A 20587-nucleotide genomic window follows, 5' to 3' on the forward strand; every position below is an offset into this window, starting at 1 on the left:
AGGAGTGAATTCTTTGGCGATGAAGAATTATATAAAAAGTTTTTTTTCATTTTCTATTGGGACTTGGATAAGAGCAATAATAGTCTTTTTTTCTACTCCTATTATTAGTTATCTTATTCTTCCTGAAGAATTTGGAAGAGCCTCAATGTTTACATTGGCCTATAATATAGCACTACTTGTTACTTTACTTGGACTGGATCAAAGCCTTGTAAGGTACTATTATGAAGAAGAAGATAAAAATAATGTCTTTTGGTCTTGCCTTTTTCCTTCAGTTATTTTGGGATTCTTTGTTTCTATATTTTTTATAGTTTTTGAAAAATCGTTGAGTATTTTTTTGTATGGAGATTATTACAAAGGGATTGGCTATCTTTTTGCATTTTCACTCCTAAGTGGAATATTTCAAAGATTCAATCAACTTTCAATTAGAATGCAAAAAAGGGGATTTTTATTTTCTTTCATAAACGTAATTTTGGCATTAGGAAATTTTGGAGGAACTGTAGTATTTGCATTAACTGTTTCTAGAAGTTTTTATGCAATTATTTTCGGGCAAATAATAGGGAATATATTTGCGCTTTTAGTGGGCTTTTTTGTAGACAAACAATCAAGGAGTTTTTCAAAGATAGATTTTGAAAAACTATTAGAATTTTTAAAATATGGAATTCCTTTTATTCCATCTTCGATTTTATATTGGCTTTTTTCATCGATTGATAGGATTTCATTGAGGCAATTTTCGACCTTTACTGAAATAGGACTTTACAGTGCAGCATTTAAAATAGTATCGATTATGCAGCTAATTCAAGTAGGATTTACTACCTTTTGGGTGCCTCTTGCATATGAAAAATATAATTCAAAAGCTATTTCAGATAATTTTTTTGAAAAGGCAAATTCATTAATTAGTGCAATTTTATTTATTTTTGGACTACTACTTCTTGCCTTTAAAGATTTAATATTTTTGCTTTTTGCTAAAAGTTATAGGGAAGCATCATACATTGCGCCATTTTTAATTCTTTATCCAATAATGTACATGTTGTCTGAAACAACAGTTTTGGGAATTAATTTTTCAAAAAAGACGTATTGGCATATAGTTATAACTGGAGTTTCTGCATTTGTAAATTTTGTGGGGAATAATCTTCTTGTGCCACTTCTTGAGGCAAAGGGTGCTGCAATTTCTACAGGACTTTCATATGTGGTGTTTTTTACTTTAAGAACGGTTATAGCACAGAAGTATTATACAATGCATATAAAGATAAAAAGGATTTATATGTCTGTAATTTTGATAGTAATAGTTGCAAGTTTAGGTACGTTTTTTAAGGCAAGCTATATATACTATATCTTTTGCATTTTAGTTTTACTTATTTATCTATTGCTATATAAAGATGTAATTTCTTATGTAAAAGACCAGATGAAAAAATAATCTTTGGAGGTATTAGTGTGAAAATATTTATAATTGGTTATATGCATCCAAAGTACGATAAAAGGGTTTTTAGGACAGTAAAAGCATTATCAAAAGATAATGAAGTAATATATCAATATTGGACGGATAAAGAGGAAATAGAGTCTAAAGAGGGGAATATATTTTATAAGCCGATAAAATATGAAAAAAATGTCAAAGCTAACCCAATATTAAAATTAATGCGTAGAAGAAAATTAGATAAAAAGATAGTAGAAATGATAAAAAACTATGACTATGATATAGTATACTTTCATCATTTTCTTGCATCAAGACCGCTTGCACCATTTAAAGTAGCAAAAAAAAGAGATAAAGTGGTAATTTACGATATCCATGAATACCATCCTGAGAATTTTTTAAATACGCTAAAGGGCTTTGCAAAAGTTTTAAAAGAAAAAGTAATGTGGAAAATTTTTGAAAGACAATTAAAAATGTCTGATAAACTTGTTTTTGTATCAAAAGAAACAAAAAGTGATATCTTTGAAAAGTTGAAAATAAATAAGCCTTACTTAATTATTCCAAATTATGCAAGTATTTCTGTTGAAAGCAAAGAAAAAAAGAAAGAAATTTCTTTTGTGGGAAAAGTAACGAGAAATTTATCAAATGAAAAGAAAATAATAAAGAGGCTTATAGAAAAAGGCTTTAAATTTAAAATCATCGGAATGGATTCAGATGTTTTTAAAGATGTTCCTCATGAATATACCACTTTTTTACCGTACGAAGATATGATGGAACAGCTTTCAAAATCTGCATTTTCTTTGATTTCGTACAATACTGTAATGAGTGAAAGTTATAAAAATGATATATTTGCATTACCACATAAGTATTATGATTCTATAGCTGCTGAAACACCTGTAATAGTAAAAAATACTTTTGTGTCAATGGCAAAAGAAGTTGAAAAATATGGAATAGGTGTAGTTATAGATCCAAATAATGTAGATAAGTCTGTTGAAAAGATACTTAAAGCTTACGAAAACTATGAAAATCTTCTAGAAAACATAAAAAAATACAAAGATAGATTTGTTTGGAATGAAAAGAAAGAAAAAGAATTTATTAGTTTTGTGTTAGATTAGTGGAGGCTTGAGATGAAAAAAGTAACAATTGTAATTCCAACAAGAAACGAGGAAAAGCATATTGAAAAATGTATAAATTCAATTTTAGAAAATGATTATCCCAAAAAAGAGATAATAGTTGTTGATGGGATGAGTAGTGATAGAACAAGAGAAATTTTAAAAGGATATAAAGATATAAAGATAATTGACAATCCAGAAAAAATTACTCCAATTGCACTTAATATTGGAATTAAAAATGCCACAGGAGATTACATTATGATAGCTGGAGCACATTCAACATACTCAAAAAATTATATCTCTGAATGTATAAAAAGATTAGACGAAGGAAAATGCGAGATAGCTGGTGGCAAGGTTATAACAAGGCCGGGAAGTGATACAAAAAAGGCGATAGCAATTTCAAAAGTTCTATCGCACCCATTTGGAATAGGTGGAGCAAGGTATAGGATAAATCCTCAAAAAGAAATGTATGTTGACACAGTAGCATATGGAATATACAAAAGAGAGGTATTTGAAAAGGTTGGAACTTTTAATCCAAATCTTGTGAGAAATCAAGATATTGAAATGAACCTAAGAATTAAAAATGCAGGGATGAGAATATTACTTGTTCCAAATGCAGAGAGCTATTACTATGCAAGAGATAATTTTAAAAGTTTATTTAAAAATAACTTTCAAAATGGATTGTGGGTTATTTTATCAACAAAGTATGCAAAAAAGGCTTTTTCTTTAAGGCACCTTGTTCCTTTGTTTTTTGTACTTTTTTTGCTTTCAATCTTATTTGTTTACAAAATTAGCTTTTTAAAAAGTGTGTACTTTTCAATATTAGCATTATATTTATTTTTAAACATATTTTTTTCTTTAAAAATAGCCTTAAAAGAAAAATCTTTAAAGATATTTTTTTATTCATTCATTTCATTTTTGGTTTTACATATTTCATATGGTCTTGGATCGCTTGTAGGGATATTCAAAAGATTATTTAGCAAGGGGTGATTTACATGTATATTTCTGAAACTGCAAAAATAGGTAAGAATGTAAAATTTGGACATAACGTTGTAATTGAAGATAATGTAGTAATTGGTGATGAAGTAGTTTTAGGGCACAATGTAGTAGTTAAAGAGGGCACAGTTATTGGAAAAGGCTGTGTTATAGCAGATAATACCGTTTTAGGTAAAAAGCCTTTTAAGGCAAGTGCTTCGGCTACAACCGAAGAGAAAACTTTGCCACCTCTTGTTTTGGGAGAATATGTAACAATAGGTGCTAACTGTGTTGTATATAGAGGAGCAGTTTTGAAAGATTTTGTTTTTGTTGGAGACCTTGCAAGTATTAGAGAAGATGTAGAAATAGGTGAATATACAATTATTGGTAGAGGCGTTACTGTTGAAAATAAAACAAGGATTGGAAAGTATGTAAAAATAGAAACAGAAGCTTATATAACGGCAATTTCTACCATAGAGGATTACTGTTTTGTAGCACCGGAAGTTACATTTACTAAAGATAACTTTCTTGGAAGGACGGAAGAAAGAAAGAAATACTTTAAGGGACCAACTTTGAGAAAAGGTGCCAGGATAGGCGCAAATGCAACTATTTTACCTGGGATTGAAATAGGAGAAGATGCATTAATTGCTGCAGGTGCTGTCGTTACAAAAAACGTGCCACCTAAAAAAATATTTGCAGGTGTCCCCGCAAAAGAATTTAGAGATGTACCAGAAGAGCAACTTTTGAAAAATCAAAAGTATTATAAAGAATGAGATTAGTTATATACTTTTATTTAAAAGTTTCCCCATCTTTGTGCTAATGCAAAGGTGGGGAATTTTTATTTTTAAGGAGAAATAAAATTAAATAGATAAAATTGTATAAAGATGAGCATAACATAAATAGTAAATACTTTTTTCAAATTGAAAAGTTAGTGGTTAAATAGTATAATAATTTAACAGAATAAAAAATTACATACTAACTTTTTTTAATTGTTTTAAGTTGCAAGGGGGAAGTTTATGTTTGCAAAAATTTTTAGACAAAATAGGGAAATCAAAGAAAAATTTTATAACCTAATTAGTGAAAAAGAGAACAATCAAAAAAAGAATTTTTCTTGAAAAATTTGATAAAAATTTATTTTTAAAAGTCTTAAAACCATTTGCAAATATTTGGTATACTTATGAATTAAAATCAAAAAAGAAAAAAGGTGATGATGGAGAAACCGATGTTTCTTTTTTTTCTTTGAATGTGTCTTTCAAGAAAAGCAATAATTGCTAATGACGCTGTTTTAGAGATAGAAAAAGGGGAGTTTATTCAAATTGATCATTTGATTTTTCATAAAAAAGGAATATTTGTAATAGAGACAAAAAATTGGAATGGAGCTTTAATATGTGACAAAGATATTTGGAGACTTAAGGTAGGAAACATTTGGCAAGAATTTTCGAGTCCTTCAAAGCAAAATCAAAGACATGCTAAACTACTTTTAAAATGGTTTGAAAACAACCTTCCGGAAAGATTATGCAAAAAGGTTAAAAACTGTGTTTTTCCTGTAGTTGTTTTTCCAAGGGCAAATTGGATAAAAGTAAAAAATTGTTCGATGCCTGTCTTTAAGGGAAAACTTTCACTGCTTTTATACATAATAAGTCAAAAAAATAAAATCTTTGAAGAGCACGAATTGATATGTTGCAGCTAAGGTTGTTGGTGCAAAACCGTTTAATTAAAAAATAACTTGTAATGTAGAAATCGTGGTTTTAAACTAAATATATAGGGAAAATAGAATTTGATTTATCTATACTTAAAAATTTTTAAAGTAAAAAATAGTTATTTAAAAATCACAATTATATTTTTGTACCTTATACTAGCCATTTAGAATTATTTATCAGTTTATCTAATAAGTTTATGATTAATATTTTCAATCTAAATTTATTTTTTGTTTGATTAAAAGATAAGTGTATAATCCTTAATTGATTGAGAACTGATTGAATTCAAGAATGATAAAAACAAAAATAGTTATGACATTTTTTAGACATATTCTTTTACAATTTTAAAAAAAGCGTCTCTCTTTTTTGCGTTCTAGAATAAACTAATTTTTTTACTTTGACTAAAGGCAAAATTTTTAATATAATAAATTTTAAAAAAGTATAAAAAAGAAGAAACAAAATTTTTATAGTTAAATTCAGTCGATGTGTAGTAGTGTAAAAAGTCCTGGAGATCGACTGAAAAAAATAAAAAAATTATGTAAATTCAAAGTATTTTACGTTAATATTGTTTATTATTTATTATGATTTTTTCAAAAAGGTTGCAAAAAGTGATAATATGTAATATAATTGTAACGTAATATATGGTTTGTACCTTACCTTGTAGGAATTGAAATTCTAGATATAATGGTGGTATTTTTAATACGTCTGAGTTTGTACCTTACCTTGTAGGAATTGAAATTAATATATCTTTGCCTGATCCAAAGATGGACCACCTAGTTTGTACCTTACCTTGTAGGAATTGAAATGCCGTTTGCTATTTTTACAGTACCTGCAGATTGTATTTGGTTTGTACCTTACCTTGTAGGAATTGAAATGGACAAATTGAAATGATTGACGCTCATATAGTCTATGTTTGTACCTTACCTTGTAGGAATTGAAATGAAGATAATTATGAGAAGTAATAAGGAGGTGTTTTAAGTTTGTACCTTACCTTGTAGGAATTGAAATTCTAGATATAATGGTGGTATTTTTAATACGTCTGAGTTTGTACCTTACCTTGTAGGAATTGAAACTTTAGTACACCTATGGTATCGAGCACTTTGTCTTCGTTTGTACCTTACCTTGTAGGAATTGAAACCCGTGGAAGGCGGTAAGCTCTTTTTAATTGCAAACGGAGGTTTGTACCTTACCTTGTAGGAATTGAAACATAAGTTTGGGATGGTCACTTATTCTTTTAATTAATAGTTTGTACCTTACCTTGTAGGAATTGAAATGGAAAAAGTAAAGTAAGCATATCTGCTAAGTCGCCTGTGGTTTGTACCTTACCTTGTAGGAATTGAAATTTTATTTTACAATCATAGCCAGCTTACGTTCGTAAATTTAGATTTATTTCAAAGAGTTTAAAATTATATATAAATAAAGAACGGGGGACGCTTCATGAATAAAGAGCTAAGAATAAAATTTAAAACTCTCAGTCCTTTGTGGACAGGAAACTATAGAGGAATAACTAATGAAATAAGGCCTTCAAGCTTAATTGGCTCTTTAAGGTTTTGGTTGGATATTATTTGTTATTTTTCTGGTTTACAAATCAATGATTTAGGAAGTTTTGATCCAGAAAAATTTCAAAACTTTATTTTAAAAGAGGGGACTGATTTTGAATCTTTGAACAAAATTTTTTCTGAATTTGGACTAAGTTTATCTTCCAAAATTTTTGGTTGTAATAATTGGGAAGGATGGATTAGGATAAAAGAAATAAAACCAGTCGGGAAATATTGTTTTGGTAACTATTTAAATTTAGATAATGGTTATAGAAAACCGTATTTTTGGGGGACTTTTGAAGTTACTTTTGAAGTAGAAGAAAAGATAATTAATCCGATATTTTATCCCTTGTTGTATTTTATGGAATTATATGGTTTTTGGGGAGGAAAATGGTCTTTAGGATATGGAAGGTTACAAGTTGTGAATATAGAAATAGATGGGAAGATATTGAACAGTGAACAATGGAGAAAAAATGAATTTAAATTTAAACTATTTGGAAATGAGAATAAATTTTTTTTAGAAAATAGTGAAAAAAGTGACATTGTTAATGTTGAAGAGGGCGAAGAAAAAGATTTTGAGATTTTATTATCTAAAAATGAAAAGATTAACGTTTTATTTTTAAAAAATATTGACGGCAAAGGTTATAGTGAATTAATAAAAAAACTTAAAGAAATTAAATCTAATAAACTAAATGAATATAAAAATGGAAGCAAGAGTATGGGAAGTAAAATATTTCCTTTGTTTACCTATCAAATTCAAAAAGATAAATATGAGAGACATTTAAAAGTTGGTTTTATCTCATTTGTTAATTTTTGAAAGGAAGTGAAAAGAATGAAAAAATCACTTAAGTTTGAAACATATAAAAAAATGCTGGAAGAAGGTAAAAAAAATGAAATGCTTGAATATAACGGTTTAATGACAAATAATAATCCACTAAATTTGATAGAAAAAGCAGAAAGACTAAGTGGAATTTTAAGAGAGGATGAGTTGAAAAATTATATAAGTAGGTTAATACCTTATTCGTTTATTTTTTGGGCAGAAATCGAGCTAATTAATCCATATTTTTCGAAAGATGATGAAGATTATAACTTAACTAAGAAAAATTTATGTATTAAGGATAAGGCTTTTAAAATACCTATGATTAGAGGTTCTGCTTGGAAAGGAGCATTTGCTAATGCTTTTAAAATATTAATTAATGAATCATTGTTTTCATCAAATACTGAAGAAAAAGCAATTGACTATATACAATCTTTTGCAAGAATATTTGGAACAGGTTCTATGGAATTTAGGAAATTTACGAAAATGTTGAGTGAATTACTTGAGGATAAATTGAAAGAAAAAGATATGCATGAGATAATTAAGTATTTAATATTTGAATTAGGTCTGAGATTGAAAAAAGAAGATATAGATAATTTGAGAAAAAAGGAAAATTTCAAAGATTGGGTAAGAAATAACATCTGGAAAAAGTATGGAGAAACATCAGAAAAGAATCTTCCTTTTTTCTTGAAACCACATAAAGGGCGCGCAATATTTTATCCTACGTTTTTTAGTAGACTGTCAACGGAAGTCATTAATCCTCACAGCAAAGAAGAAAGAAAAGGGAAAAGGCCTATTTTTTTTGAAGTTGTCTCTAAATATTCAAGAGGGATTGTTCAAATTGTTTATATACCATTTGATGGAATAAGGTTAGAGAGAGAAGTTTTAAAAGATCAAGTAGAAAAAGATGTAAAATTTATAGAATTATCTTTTAAAAAGGTTTCCGACATAGGAATTGGTGCAAAAAGCAAATTAGGTTGGGGAAGATTTACTATAAAAAGCAAAAAATTGAAATTTGCTGCAATGAGGTGAAGTAATATGGATTCATGTGTTATTGAGAAAATTTCGTCCATAAAGAAGATATATTAAAGGCTGAAGCTGGTGCGTTACTTTTTAACATTGGAAAAACTCATGCTGGGATTAAAAATTGGATAGAATATTTCCCTAATGCTGAGCAAAAAATTAAAAGATATGAAGATTATTTTAATAAATTATTTAAAGATGAGATTGATGAAATAGATCAAGTATTTGAAGAATTTTTTAATCAAAAAATTAGGCTACCTAATTTATCAGAAGTTGAATGGATAAAAGTTTTTGATGGAAATTTTAAGGGAATTTTCTTTAGAGGATGTGAAAATCTAAACTCGGGGATTGATAAAGGATTTCCTAAAGAAATACTAAAAAGTTTATATATTTCAAATGCTTTTGGAGGTTTTATTGAAAATGTAGAAGAAAAGAATTTTGATGAAAAGAGAAAGCAATTTTTAAAAAATTTATATGAATATTTAAAAGATAATAATGATTTTAAAAATTCTGATTGGCAGCAAGTAAGAAATTGGATTTTATCAGAAATAAAAAATTGGTACACGCATTTATTGAGTGACAGTAGATTTCCTGTTAACGATGTTACTTTATATGATCAAGTTTATATGGTGGCTTCGCTTTTTAAAGCAACTTTATCAGGATTATACTTATACGAAGAAAAAGTTGATGAGTACATTAATAATCCTAGTAATATAAAATGGTGTATACTTGGTATTCAATATGATAAATTAGGTCTTTCAGAAAAAGCATTAAAGATATCAAATATACAATGGTATAGAAAAAATATAAAAGAGGTAGATCGCAAAGTAAAACAACTTTTAGAAGAGGAATGCCCGATTGGGAATGAAGTTTACAGAGATGAAACGGGAATATATTTTGTTGTTTCTGAACTTTTAAAAGGAAAAAAAGAAGGTGAATTTTATAAATTAAGAGATGATTTAAAAGAACTAGAAGAAAGAATAATTGAAAAATTTAGAAACGTCTTTAATGATGAGATATATCCTGCTATTTTTCTTTCAGAATCATCAAGAGGGCTAATGAATTTGGGAAGATTAATTGAAAAAGCACCAGAAAATTTTTTAAAAGCTAAGGTGTTGTATAAAAATAATGAAAATAACAATAAAAACAGCTTGAAAATAGGTATTTGTCAAATATGTGGGGTAAGAACAGTTGAGAAGAAAGGTAAGTTAAACGAATTAATATGTGATACCTGCTTAAAAAGGCAAGAGGAAAGAATGAAAAACTGGTTAGATAATAGAAATGGTGAGACTATTTGGCTGGATGAACTACAAGACAAAAATGGAAGAATAGCACTTATAACTTTAAAATTTGAATCAAATGAATGGATTAATGGAGATTTAGTAAATACTTTTTTAACTAATGATATAAATACTTTATATAATAAAAGTAAGGACTTTCACATTTTATTTAAAGAAATGTGTAATACTTTAAAAGCTGTTAAAGATTTGAGCAAAAAATCAAAATCGTATGGGTTAAAAGCTTTTACTTCGGATGATTTAAGTAAACTTAAAGATGAAGAATTATTTGAATATTTAAATGAGATCGAAAGGATAATAGAGCCAATTTCCGAAAGTACTATTATAAGTAAATTTGGAAAGTTAGAAAAATCTGGAGAGAAATATTTAATTATTAAAAATAATCATTCAGATTTAATTAAAAATTTATTAAATAATAATAAGTTTAAAAAATTTCTTAAAATATATGATTTTAAAATTTTCAAAGAATTAGCTATGGAAGTTTATAAAAAAAGTTTTAATGATTTTATTAAACAAATTTTCTTTGGAAATATAGTAGATACCAATTGGGAAATTTTTATTAAAAGTACTAGATTAAAGAACAAAATAGACTTTAATAAAGAGGAAATTCATTGGGAATTTCTTGACGATAGAGATATTGAATTTCTATCAACTTTATTATTACAATTTCTCCTCAGAAAAAATCCTTCTCCTGCAAGACTTAGGAGAATTTGGGAAACAACAAAAAATTTCTTTGAGAATTTAGAAAAGGAAAAATTAAAATTATTGAATTTTCCCAAGAGTAGATGTCAAAGATTGTATTGGGAAAGAGTAAATATTCCAGATGGTGAATATGCTGATGGAGATATTCTTTTCTGGGCTAAAAACAATACGGTATATTTAATTTCATCGATAGAGAAAGTTGCAAACAAAGATTCATTTGAAATTAAAAAAATTGATGATGATTCCCACATTATTAAAAAGCTTTATATAGAGGACGCAAATGAAGAAGAATACGAACCATTTTTTACAATACTTTCTCCAACACCAGTAAGTTGGCAGTTTATTATTCCTGCAGAATATGTTCCAAATTTGATTGAAAGCGTAAAAGATGAATATTATAGGCATTTCAAATGGGTTTATGGAAAGCTCCCTTTACATATTGGGATTGTTATTCAAAATTATAAGAAACCTTTGTATGTTGGGCTGAAAGCACTAAGAAAAATTAGAAGAGATTTTCAAAAATGGGAGGATTTGAAGAAAAAAATTGTTGTTAGTGATTTTAAGAGTAGACAAAAGCATGCTGGTTGTTGCTGCAGCTTTGATGAAAATAATAGTGAAAAATATTATTCTTTATTTGAAAGAGCAGACGCTGTTCAAAGAGGATATGCTTTTTATCTATATCCTAGCGATGATGGGAAAGTATGGATTGATACAACACAAAATTCAAATGACAAAGATATTTTTTGGTTTTATCCTAATACATTTGATTTTGAGTTTTTAGATTCAAATGCAAGAAGAAATGAAATATATTATGAAAAAGGGAGAAGGAAAATATCAATTAAGAAAAATAGACCATACGATATAGAAGATTGGCAATATTTTAGTAAGTTTAATAAATTTTTCAAGGATGAAGTTAATTCTGAATCAAAGCTTCAAAAATTAGTTACACTTATATATTCAAAATTGGCTGACTGGAATGATCTATATTCTCTAAAAATCTTCATGCTTTCTTCTTTTGTGAATATCTTAGAACTAAAGGGAACTAAAAAGGATGAGTTTGCAAAAGTTTTCGGAGTGGAAAACTGGGAAAGTTTGGAAAAAATGCCAGAAGATAAATTTGAAGAAAAATTATATATGTTTATCGATATGTTTGAATTTTGGTATAGAATTTTGAAGGTATAAAAGGGGGTAAAAAAATGGTAGATCATATGCTTGTTACAAATAAAAGGATTTTTGCACAAGCCATGGATCCTATTTATATAGGTACTGGAGGATATAACATTGGAAGAGTTGATAATACAATAGTTAGAGATCCTATAACAAATTTACCAAAAATCCCGGGAAGCACTTTAGCAGGTACATGGAGATATTATTCTGCTTTAGAATTAGTAAGTAGAGTAAAAGACTATCAGCCAAGTTTTAAGGATATAAAAAGTATAAATGGAGAAAATTTTAGTAGTAAATTGAAAAATGCCAAATGGAAAAATGATTTTCCATTTGGTGAACATGATTGGAAAAGTTATCCAGGAAATAAAGTTGCAAGAATAAAATGCGCTGGTCAGGATGATTTGCCAAATAAGAGTATTGATGATATTGAAGAAGAAACTGGGCATTGTGGACATTGTATAGTCTGTAAGTCATTTGGTTTTTCAAAAAAAGATATATCAATGCAAGGCTTAGTTTTCTTTTCGGATTTAAAGATATTACTTTATCCAGTTTTTACCATGCAAGGTACAAAATGGATAACATCGGAAGGGTTGTTAAAGGAAGCTGGGGTTTTAGATAGTACTAAGGAAAATAATGTTAACAAACTGGTTTATTATGTAATTACTGATGAAGACAATAAGGAAGGTCATATCAATCTTGGATGGTTATATTTTCCGTACAAAAAAGTGGAAACTAATATAGATTTATCTTTATTAGAAGGTGCTATTTCTCTAAGTGATATAGTAATCGTTCCTGAGCATCTTATTTCACAGATAATAAACTCTAATTTAGAAGTAAGAACATCGGTATCTATTAATCCAATAACAGGGGCGGCCAAAGAAGGTGCACTTTTTACTTCTGAAGCAATTCCAAGAGGTACCATTTTTTATGGTGAGATAAGATTTTTTGATCGCAGTAAGTTAATTGAAGACTTACCATCAAAAGAATTTGTTTTTAAAATGTTGGAAGATTCTAAAAAGTATTACGAAACACTCGGTGTAGGAGGTATGACAACTAGAGGATTTGGAAGGATGAAGGTTTTAACAAAACTTAATAAAAGTAACGGGGGAGATAGCAATGAAAAATCTTGAAGCAAGTATAAACAAAACTAGTTTTGAAATTGCTGAATATTTAAAAAATGAGAATAATGTTAATAAAATGCTTGGAGTTTTGTCAAATTATGGCGTGTATGCTCTTTGGATATTTTCAAAAAAAATATTAAGAGATGAAAAGAATAAAGAATTTTGGGATAAAATTTTTAATGGTTTGAAAGAGTTAATAATATCATTTGGAATTTTAGATAAAAATGATAAAGGATTAACTGAAAAGTTTTTTGAAAAATTGTCGGAAGATATAGAAAAACTTTTATTTTTTAAAGATGTACTTGAAAAAGTTCTTGTATATTCAAGATATCATGTGAAGGCAATGGGTAAAGGTAAAAATGGTGGTGAATAATGTGGAAAGTTCTAGTAAGGGGATTTGGTATAAGTTAGTATTTAAACAAGTTCAGCCAATTCATATTGGATATAAAAGATATGGGGTTATTAATGAGACAAGAATATTTATTCCTGGATGGACAATGTGGGGTGCTTTAACAAACATATATGGTTTGTATACAGGAAGCTATGAAGATATAGACGAGGTTTTTGAAGAAATTTCGTGTTTTTGGCCTTCTTTTGACAAAGGGGGAAATGATGTTTTATTTCCAAGTTTAAGGTATGGAAAACTTCATTTGGGGAATTTTTCAGAAGAAAAATTTAGAACAATGTTTGTTGATACGATTATTTCAACGGCAATATCGCCGGTACTTAGATCTGCCAAGGATGAATCTCTTCACGAGATCGATGTGATTTTGCCAAGGCCAATGGAAGAATTTGTAGGAGAGTTAGATGCTAATATTTCACTTTATTGGGTTGGAATCTTAAATATTAAAGATCAAAAGTTATTAAGTTTTTTAAAGAGTGGACTTGAAATATTTGTTGGTGGAGATATAAAATATGGATTAGGACTTTTGAAATTAGAGTACATAAATGAATGTGAAGAAATTTCAAAATTCAAAAAATATAATTTTTTGGAAATTAATGAAGAAGAATTTAATAGTGAAAACTTAGATAAAATGGGTGAATTAATTTTAGATATAGAAAATACGATGAATGGAGCTACTTTGAAAATAAAAGAAGAAAAATTACTCTTTTTGTGGGATACAAATAATAAGGAAAAAATAGTGGAGCTTGAAAATTATAAGCTAGAAAAGGGAAAATTGTTAAAAAAATTTTAAAGATTAGCACTTTTAATGTTGTTCGTGCATGTTTATATAAAAATTGTTTTAACTTGTAGCTAAAAACAAATATAAAACACAAAATTTGTATAAACTAAGAGCTACTTTTTGAAGTAAAAATTAAAATTTAACTTTTCTAGAGTTTTGAACATTTTTTCACGTAATATATTTTTTGATAAATTATTTGATATAATGAAAGTAATAGATTGAACTAATTAAGATAAAAATATAGTGAAGTTCTAAATATACTTAAAATCTACAAACTTTGAATTCATTTTGTTAAGAAGAGATATATTAGGGAGTAATTAAATTTGTGGGCAATAGTTTAGTTTTTTAAAGTCAAAAGGTTTAAAATTTTTCATGTGTTAGAGTAACAAATACACCTTTTTTATTTGTGACTTTTTATAATATAAAATTTCCAGCAAAATTAGTTAATTGTTAGTTTTAGTTTTTAATTAATCAAGTTAGATTAATACTTTAAGATATATTTCAGAGTATATTACAAATTACAAATAATAGAGTTTTTAAGATAACAATGAATAAAAATCCTAGTTTTTTAATGTTCCTTTTTAAAGTGTTATTAACCCGTCTGTGATATTTGTATTTGAATATAATACGGTTAATAAAAGGGTTTATCTAATTTTTTAATTGAGGTGGAAGTATTATACTTTCTGAAATTAGAAGAGGTGAAGGTAAAATTTAGAATTTAAAGAAAGGCTTTCTGCTAAGAATATGGAATCTTTTTTGAAAACTGTTGTAGCATTTGCTAATGGTTCAGGCGGGAAGATAATTTTTGGAATAAAAGATAAAACAAGAGAGATAGTTGGAATTTTGGAAGATGAAATTTTTTCTATGATGGATAGCATAACAAATATGATACACGATAAATGTTTCCCAACAATTATACCCGAAATATATATTGAAAATGTTTATAATAAAAAATGCTCGTGGTTGAAATTTACCCTGGATCACAAAAACCATATTATTTGAAAGGTAAAACTAAGGAAGTATATATTAGAATTGGAGTCACAACAAGAAAAGCAAGTGAGGAGATAGTATGGTTGCTTGAGAGGCAAAAATTTAACATATCTTATGATGAAGATATAATCTATAATGCAAGCTATAATGAGAAGGAATTTTCTAGTCTAAAAAAAGATTTTTAAAACTTAACAGGTAAAAAGTTGACAAAGTCCGATTTATATAATCTAAAAATATTGAAGAATATAAGGCAAAGAGATTATTTAACAGTGGGCGGGGCACTGTTAAGTGGTAAAGATAATCTTTTTGGTTATGCCAAGATTAGCTATGCAAGATTTAAAGGAATTAGCTTATCCACAAAGGAATTTATTGATCAAAAAGAGTATTCTGGACCTCTTTACAAAAAAGTTGAAAGTGCATTTAATTTTGCTATAGAGCACATTGAAAAAAGAGGAGAGATAAAAGGGTTAAAAAGAGAAGATAGTTATATTGTTCCAATTGAAGCAATCAGAGAAGCTTTAGTGAATGCTGTTGTTCATAGGGACTATTCGATTAAAGGATCAGATATCAAACTTGCAATTTTTGATGATAGAGTTGAAATAACTTCTCCGGGTGGACTTCCTGTGAATCTAAGTGTTGATCTTATTCTGCAAGGTCTCTCAGAAATTAGAAATAGAGTTATTGCAAGATTTTTTAAAGAAATAGGTTAAGTTGAACAGTAGGGAACGGGAATAAAGAGAATTGTGGAATTATGTAAGGCAAGAAATTTAAAAGAACCAGAATTTATTGGTGACGGAGCATTTTTTTAAGTAATAATTTACAAAGTGCCGGATAGTGCCGGGTATGAAAATAAAATCTTGGATTTTCTTTATAAGAATGGTAAGATTACTAGAGTTGATGTTGAACAACTCTTTAATGTAAAAGAAAGAAGAGCAAGATATATTTTGAAAAATATGGTAGATAAAGGTATATTAAAAAGAAAAGGGAAAGGCTCTAAAGTTTATTATGAATTAAATAAAGACAGAGACTTTTTCATCATGATCCAGCGCAGGAGACTCCATCTTCTTTAAGATGGAGAGTAATGCGCTAATCCTTCCTTTCTAACATTAGTGTTTTTGCTTTTTCTAAAAGTTTTAGGTTTGACCACTTAACTGATGAGTGAATTTTTTCTCCACTTAATGAACGCATATCAAAGTATCCAGAGATTCTTAACCCGTAGATTATACCAATTTGATTTTTATATCTTACTTTGTCGAATCTTCTAAACCCTCTAACTTCCTTTACAGTATTTGATGGTCTAATCCCCCCTTTGATTGGATTAGCTTTGTGTAATGACCTGTTTTGTCTTCTAAAAAATTTTCCAAAGTACCATTCAGTGGAATTTTAATCTTACATTCATGCAAGGCTTTGTGTTCTTCTGCAGTTAATACTATTAAATTAGAGGGATTATCAGTACCACCTTTACTTCTTGGAATAATATGATGGACTTCAAGTATGCCTTTTTTACCTGACAGTTCTGATTTATATCCTGCGCACCACAAACAGTATTCTCTTACATCACTAAAACTTTTTTGTGGGCCTTCTTGATATTGAATACCTTCTACGTCAGGATTAACTATTTTGTGTGTACCAAATGGTGCTATTTCAATTACAATTTTTGTAACTGGCAGTATCTTGGCTATTAAATTAACCAGTCTGATGTGTGTATTAACCTTCCATTGAACACTTGGCGCAAGCCATCCTTTGTATCGACGCCTGTTCAAAAATCTTGGTTTTCTATATCTTCTTTTGCGGTACCTTCTGTTTCTTCTATACTCTCTTCTCTCTAAAAGCAATTTCTTTATATCTTGTCGTAGTTCTACTTCCATACTGAGTAGTTCTTGTTTTTCTGTTATTGCTGAAATACCAACTGTTTTTGATCCAATGTCTATTCCGACAGTAACAGGTTGTGTGTATGTCGTTGTGTCATACACAACAACTGAATTGTAAATGGGTCTCTTCTAACAACTTTAGCAAGCCCTTGTTTTAGTAGTCTTCTTACCTTACCATGCCTTTTTGTTGGCATTAATGTTTTACCATCCTTTGAAATAACATATACCATATGCGGTAAGCTTCCTTTGAAGGAGTTAGGTGCTCATCCTTAATGTTAGACAGGCTTGTTATGTGCAGGTCACTGTCCTTACCACTCAGGACTGTTTAGACCCACACGACAGAGCCTGGAACTTGAGCAGCATCTCAGGGTGTCATAACCTGTCTAGCGTAGCCCCGTCAACGTATTGCTGGTGGCTGAGAGTAGTTAACTAAAGCTTTTTACAAGCCTCCGCTTCTATAAGCGGCGGGTAGTTTATTTGTGACTATGTGACTGTTGTACAATTTTGTCTAAAGCTGTGACAAATTTAAAGAATTTCTACATAATATTTTATTTTTGATGGTAAATACAGTATTCCAGATTTTTCAAGTATAATACCTTCATCTTTCATTCTGTTTATATATGTATAAACAGTTTGACGTTTTACCTTTTTTTCAAGTCTTTTGACAAGTGTAGTTCTATCTACTGGTTCTTTTGCAAGCTCTTTTAATATTGTTTTTTGTATATCTGTAAAAGACAATGAATTATTAAGGTTTTGAGAGATTATTCTTCTTATCCCTTTTTTTACTAACTCTTTGGTAATTTTATTTTTATCTGTATTAAACAGTGCTACTTGCTGTGCTATCCATAGAGCATCCCTTGGATTTCCATCGCTGAAAGTTGCTATCTCATCTAGTGCATCCATTTCAAAGTAATCAGGGTATTCTTTTATTCTTTTTAAAATCATCTTTTTAATATCTTCTGCTTTTAACGGTTCAAGAAAGACCATATCTTTAAATATATTTTCTAAATTACCACTTTCATTCCATCTCATTCTATCGTTTGAATATTCTCTGTATATAGAAAATGGCAGTGAAACAATTGTTATTATATTTTCTTTAAACAAAACACTTTTCAGAGAATCTAAAATATTTAAAACTTCTTCTTTCTTTTCCTTATCTAACTCATCGACTATGATCAATACTTTGCCGTATTCTTCAATTAGCAAAGATAAGAGATTGTCAATGTGTTCTTTAACTGAATAAATATTAAACCTCTTTTTATTGTTTATTGATTTTTCATATGAAACGTTGGCAGCAAAATTAATTCCCCCACCGTATGAGGTATTGTAACTCATTTCGTTCAGTATAAAATCTCTTGCCTCAGTTGCTAATTTTCTAACCTTATTATTTTTTGAGTTTATCTGTAAAAGAGAAAGTTTGTATAGAAAATCACCTATTATTACTTCCTTAGAGTCTTTTTCAGTTATTAGTATATATAGCCTTTTTGCATTTTCTGCATTAATAAAGTTTAATGTAGTTGTTTTTCCAACACCGGTTTCTCCGCATACTCCGAAGATACCCATAGGTTGAAAATATGCTATTTTATTTAAATGTTCAAGTTCTTTTTTTCTGTTTACTAAAAGCTCTTTGTCATCAATAGGTTTGTCAAACAATGCTTCAACTATATATTTAAGTTTTTTATTTTCCAGATTGATCACCTCTAAAGTCATTATATCATATTTTGTGACAATGTGACAACTGTAGAAAATATGTATTTAGTTGTGACAAAAGAAAAATTGTTTGATGGCTATGTCTTTGCTCAAAAGTTAATCTGGTCAATCTTGTAAGATGCCGAAATCCAAAATCATTTTTACTCTTTAATAGCAAAAAATAACCATGCAGGAATTCCAACTATATTTTCATCTTTAAAAACTTTATCTTTAGTTATTAAAATTCCTTTTTTAAAAACTTTTTTCATGCCAAAATAATCAAATTTATTTATCTTATTTTGATATTTAACCTCAATGGGAATTAATTTTCCTTTGTAGTCAAAAACAAAATCAATTTCGTTACCGCGATCGGAATACCAAAAAAAGGGGCCGTGGTATAAGTTTAAACCATTATCAACTACGTCTTCATTTTTTAAAATGTGGTTAAGGGTTAACATTTCAATGCGTTGAGGCAGTCCTATTTCTTTGCCGGTCAAGTCGTAAATTACTAAATTTACAATATTGTCCAAAGGATAAATTTTCTTTTGTTTTTTTGGCTTTATAGTTTTTTTGGAAATATCTACAAAGAAAACAGTTGAAAAGATAAAACTGTATCCAAAATATCCAAAGTATTTTTGAACTGTATCAACGCTTTCAAAAAGACCACTTAAATGTTCTTTCAAAGAATTCCAAGAAAACCGCTGACCTATTATATCTGGAATTTTTTTGAAAATTTCTATAATGTTCGTTCTTGATTTTATGTATTTTTCTGCATCTTCCAATACAAAATCTTTGTAAATTTTTCTTGTTAACTCACTAATTGTTCCAGTATCAAAAAATTCATCAATAATTTTGGGAAAGCCACCACAATTTACATATTTTAGAAAATATTCTTGAATAAATGAGTATTTAAATTGTAATGTTTTTAATTCTTCTTCTGTCGAAGATAAAATTTCTTCAATATCTTTTTTTTCAATTTCAACATTTAAGCTTTTTAAAAATTCTCTGAAAGTTATTGGAAGATAAACTAAATCTTTTCCATACCCCTTTCTTCCAGGAAGTCTTTCGCTTGAGCTTTTTAAATCGTATGCAGATGAACCTGTAAGAATTAGCAAAGAGTTATCCAAAATCCCAATATCTACCAAATACTTTATTGAATATTGCCAATCTTCTATTGATGTTACTTCATCTAGAAAAATATATTTCATATCTTTTTTAGATGTATTGTACGTTTGAAAATAAACTTTGAGAATTTCTGTTAATTCATGTCTGCCTTTTAAACCATCACATGTTAGATAAAATATATTTAATGGATTTGTGTTATTTTCAATGAGTTTTTTTGTTAAAAGCTTTAAAAATGTAGTTTTTCCTATTTGCCTGGGACCTCTTAACGTGTATATACCAGGATTTGATAAATCTATTTCTCTAAATAATTTTTCTGGATAATACTTGAATTTACTCTTTTCAAATGAAACTATGTGTTTATCGTTATAAACTTCATTTTTAAGTTTCCACCAGGGGTTCATTATGTATAAATCATCAAAATTCATTTTAATCATCCCCTTTTTGTATTGTATTTCAATAAAATTCTAACACAAACTGTTCTGTTTTTTCGACCACATTCGATAAAAGCGCACGCTTTTGTCTAATATATTCGATAAAAAACGACACTTTTGTTTAATATTTTTAGATGTTTCAACTATTGCTACGATAAATTTTGACATTTGCACTTTTTGTGAAATGAATATATCAAAATTTTCGTTGAGTGAATAAGTTATTCTAAAATTTGGCAATTTTAGTAGAAGAAGCTGTAGTGCTTTCTAGAAAAATTGAATAAAAAAGATGGAGTTTGAGAAATGGAATAAGAACGGGGTGTTATAATTAAAGGATATATTTGGTTTTAGATTTAAAATTAGTTAGTTTTTTTACCTTGTTAAAACTTTATAACTTTTCAGATAAATCTCTTTCAAAAAATAGTTTCACCACTGATAAATA

General features: G+C 28.3%; 17 protein-coding genes, 1 pseudogene and 1 CRISPR repeat array. Of the genes and pseudogenes, 14 read left to right on the forward strand and 4 right to left on the reverse strand.

Annotated features, from left to right (window positions below):
- Positions 1-19 precede the first annotated feature (19 nt).
- The 14 genes and pseudogenes from OB7_RS07115 (at position 20) to OB7_RS07180 (ending at position 16102) form a co-directional block, all read left to right on the forward strand.
- A complete protein-coding gene (locus tag OB7_RS07115; RefSeq protein ID WP_038042752.1) occupies positions 20-1414 on the forward strand; it encodes a lipopolysaccharide biosynthesis protein in 1395 nt (464 codons plus the stop codon).
- A 17-nt stretch (positions 1415-1431) separates the two neighbouring features.
- Positions 1432-2523, forward strand: coding sequence for a glycosyltransferase (locus OB7_RS07120; RefSeq protein WP_114702872.1), 1092 nt, complete (start codon positions 1432-1434; stop codon positions 2521-2523).
- Between the two features lie 12 nt (positions 2524-2535).
- Positions 2536-3510 carry a glycosyltransferase family 2 protein gene (locus tag OB7_RS07125; RefSeq protein WP_114702873.1) on the forward strand — a complete coding sequence of 325 codons (975 nt, stop codon included), beginning with the start codon at positions 2536-2538 and terminating at the stop codon, positions 3508-3510.
- Positions 3511-3515: 5 nt separating this feature from the next.
- Positions 3516-4268, forward strand: coding sequence for an acyltransferase (locus tag OB7_RS07130; protein ID WP_114702874.1), 753 nt, complete (start codon positions 3516-3518; stop codon positions 4266-4268).
- 470 nt (positions 4269-4738) lie between these two features.
- Positions 4739-5185, forward strand: coding sequence for a nuclease-related domain-containing protein (locus OB7_RS10060; RefSeq protein ID WP_249031050.1), 447 nt, complete (start codon positions 4739-4741; stop codon positions 5183-5185).
- A gap of 651 nt (positions 5186-5836) precedes the next feature.
- Positions 5837-6535: a CRISPR direct-repeat array (repeat unit 30 nt; unit sequence GTTTGTACCTTACCTTGTAGGAATTGAAAT).
- Between the two features lie 94 nt (positions 6536-6629).
- Positions 6630-7547: an RAMP superfamily CRISPR-associated protein gene (locus tag OB7_RS07140; RefSeq protein ID WP_114702875.1), complete on the forward strand. Its 918-nt coding sequence runs from the start codon at positions 6630-6632 to the stop codon at positions 7545-7547.
- Positions 7548-7562: 15 nt separating this feature from the next.
- On the forward strand, positions 7563-8579 hold the full coding sequence (locus OB7_RS07145) for an RAMP superfamily CRISPR-associated protein (RefSeq protein WP_114702876.1): 1017 nt from the start codon (positions 7563-7565) through the stop codon (positions 8577-8579).
- A gap of 50 nt (positions 8580-8629) precedes the next feature.
- Positions 8630-11752 (forward strand): CRISPR-associated protein Csx11, encoded by a 3123-nt coding sequence (locus OB7_RS07150; RefSeq protein ID WP_114702877.1) that lies wholly within the window; start codon positions 8630-8632, stop codon positions 11750-11752.
- A 14-nt stretch (positions 11753-11766) separates the two neighbouring features.
- Entirely contained in the window at positions 11767-12867 is a 1101-nt protein-coding gene (locus OB7_RS07155; RefSeq protein ID WP_114702878.1) for an RAMP superfamily CRISPR-associated protein, read from the forward strand.
- The gene (locus OB7_RS07160) at positions 12854-13231 is read left to right on the forward strand and encodes a hypothetical protein (RefSeq protein WP_114702879.1); all 378 of its coding nucleotides are present in this window, start codon (positions 12854-12856) and stop codon (positions 13229-13231) included. The genes OB7_RS07155 and OB7_RS07160 overlap by 14 nt, the downstream gene beginning before the upstream one ends.
- A gap of 1 nt (position 13232) precedes the next feature.
- The gene (locus OB7_RS07165; protein ID WP_114702880.1) at positions 13233-14054 is read left to right on the forward strand and encodes a hypothetical protein; all 822 of its coding nucleotides are present in this window, start codon (positions 13233-13235) and stop codon (positions 14052-14054) included.
- Positions 14055-14765: 711 nt separating this feature from the next.
- Positions 14766-15044: pseudogene (locus OB7_RS07170) on the forward strand (AlbA family DNA-binding domain-containing protein); the annotation flags it as partial.
- A 191-nt stretch (positions 15045-15235) separates the two neighbouring features.
- Positions 15236-15742 (forward strand): ATP-binding protein, encoded by a 507-nt coding sequence (locus OB7_RS07175; protein WP_114702881.1) that lies wholly within the window; start codon positions 15236-15238, stop codon positions 15740-15742.
- Between the two features lie 147 nt (positions 15743-15889).
- Positions 15890-16102, forward strand: a complete 213-nt coding sequence (locus OB7_RS07180; protein WP_147275528.1) for a hypothetical protein — start codon at positions 15890-15892, stop codon at positions 16100-16102.
- 210 nt (positions 16103-16312) lie between these two features.
- On the opposite strand, the gene iscB is transcribed toward OB7_RS07180, so the two are convergent.
- The 4 genes from iscB to OB7_RS07195 all read right to left on the reverse strand — a co-directional run bounded on the left by iscB (position 16313) and on the right by OB7_RS07195 (position 20142).
- The gene (gene iscB / locus OB7_RS10065) at positions 16313-17005 is read right to left on the reverse strand and encodes an RNA-guided endonuclease IscB (protein WP_249031051.1); all 693 of its coding nucleotides are present in this window, start codon (positions 17003-17005) and stop codon (positions 16313-16315) included.
- Positions 16960-17133 carry an RRXRR domain-containing protein gene (locus OB7_RS10070; RefSeq protein ID WP_249031052.1) on the reverse strand — a complete coding sequence of 58 codons (174 nt, stop codon included), beginning with the start codon at positions 17131-17133 and terminating at the stop codon, positions 16960-16962. Before OB7_RS10070 ends, iscB begins: the two co-directional genes overlap by 46 nt.
- A 295-nt stretch (positions 17134-17428) precedes the next feature.
- Positions 17429-18601, reverse strand: a complete 1173-nt coding sequence (locus OB7_RS07190; protein ID WP_249031053.1) for a KAP family P-loop NTPase fold protein — start codon at positions 18599-18601, stop codon at positions 17429-17431.
- Positions 18602-18753: 152 nt separating this feature from the next.
- Entirely contained in the window at positions 18754-20142 is a 1389-nt protein-coding gene (locus tag OB7_RS07195) for an ATP-binding protein (RefSeq protein WP_114702883.1), read from the reverse strand.
- Positions 20143-20587: the final 445 nt, after the last annotated feature.

The organism is Thermosipho africanus Ob7 (genome assembly GCF_003351105.1).
Classification (GTDB): domain Bacteria; phylum Thermotogota; class Thermotogae; order Thermotogales; family Fervidobacteriaceae; genus Thermosipho; species Thermosipho africanus.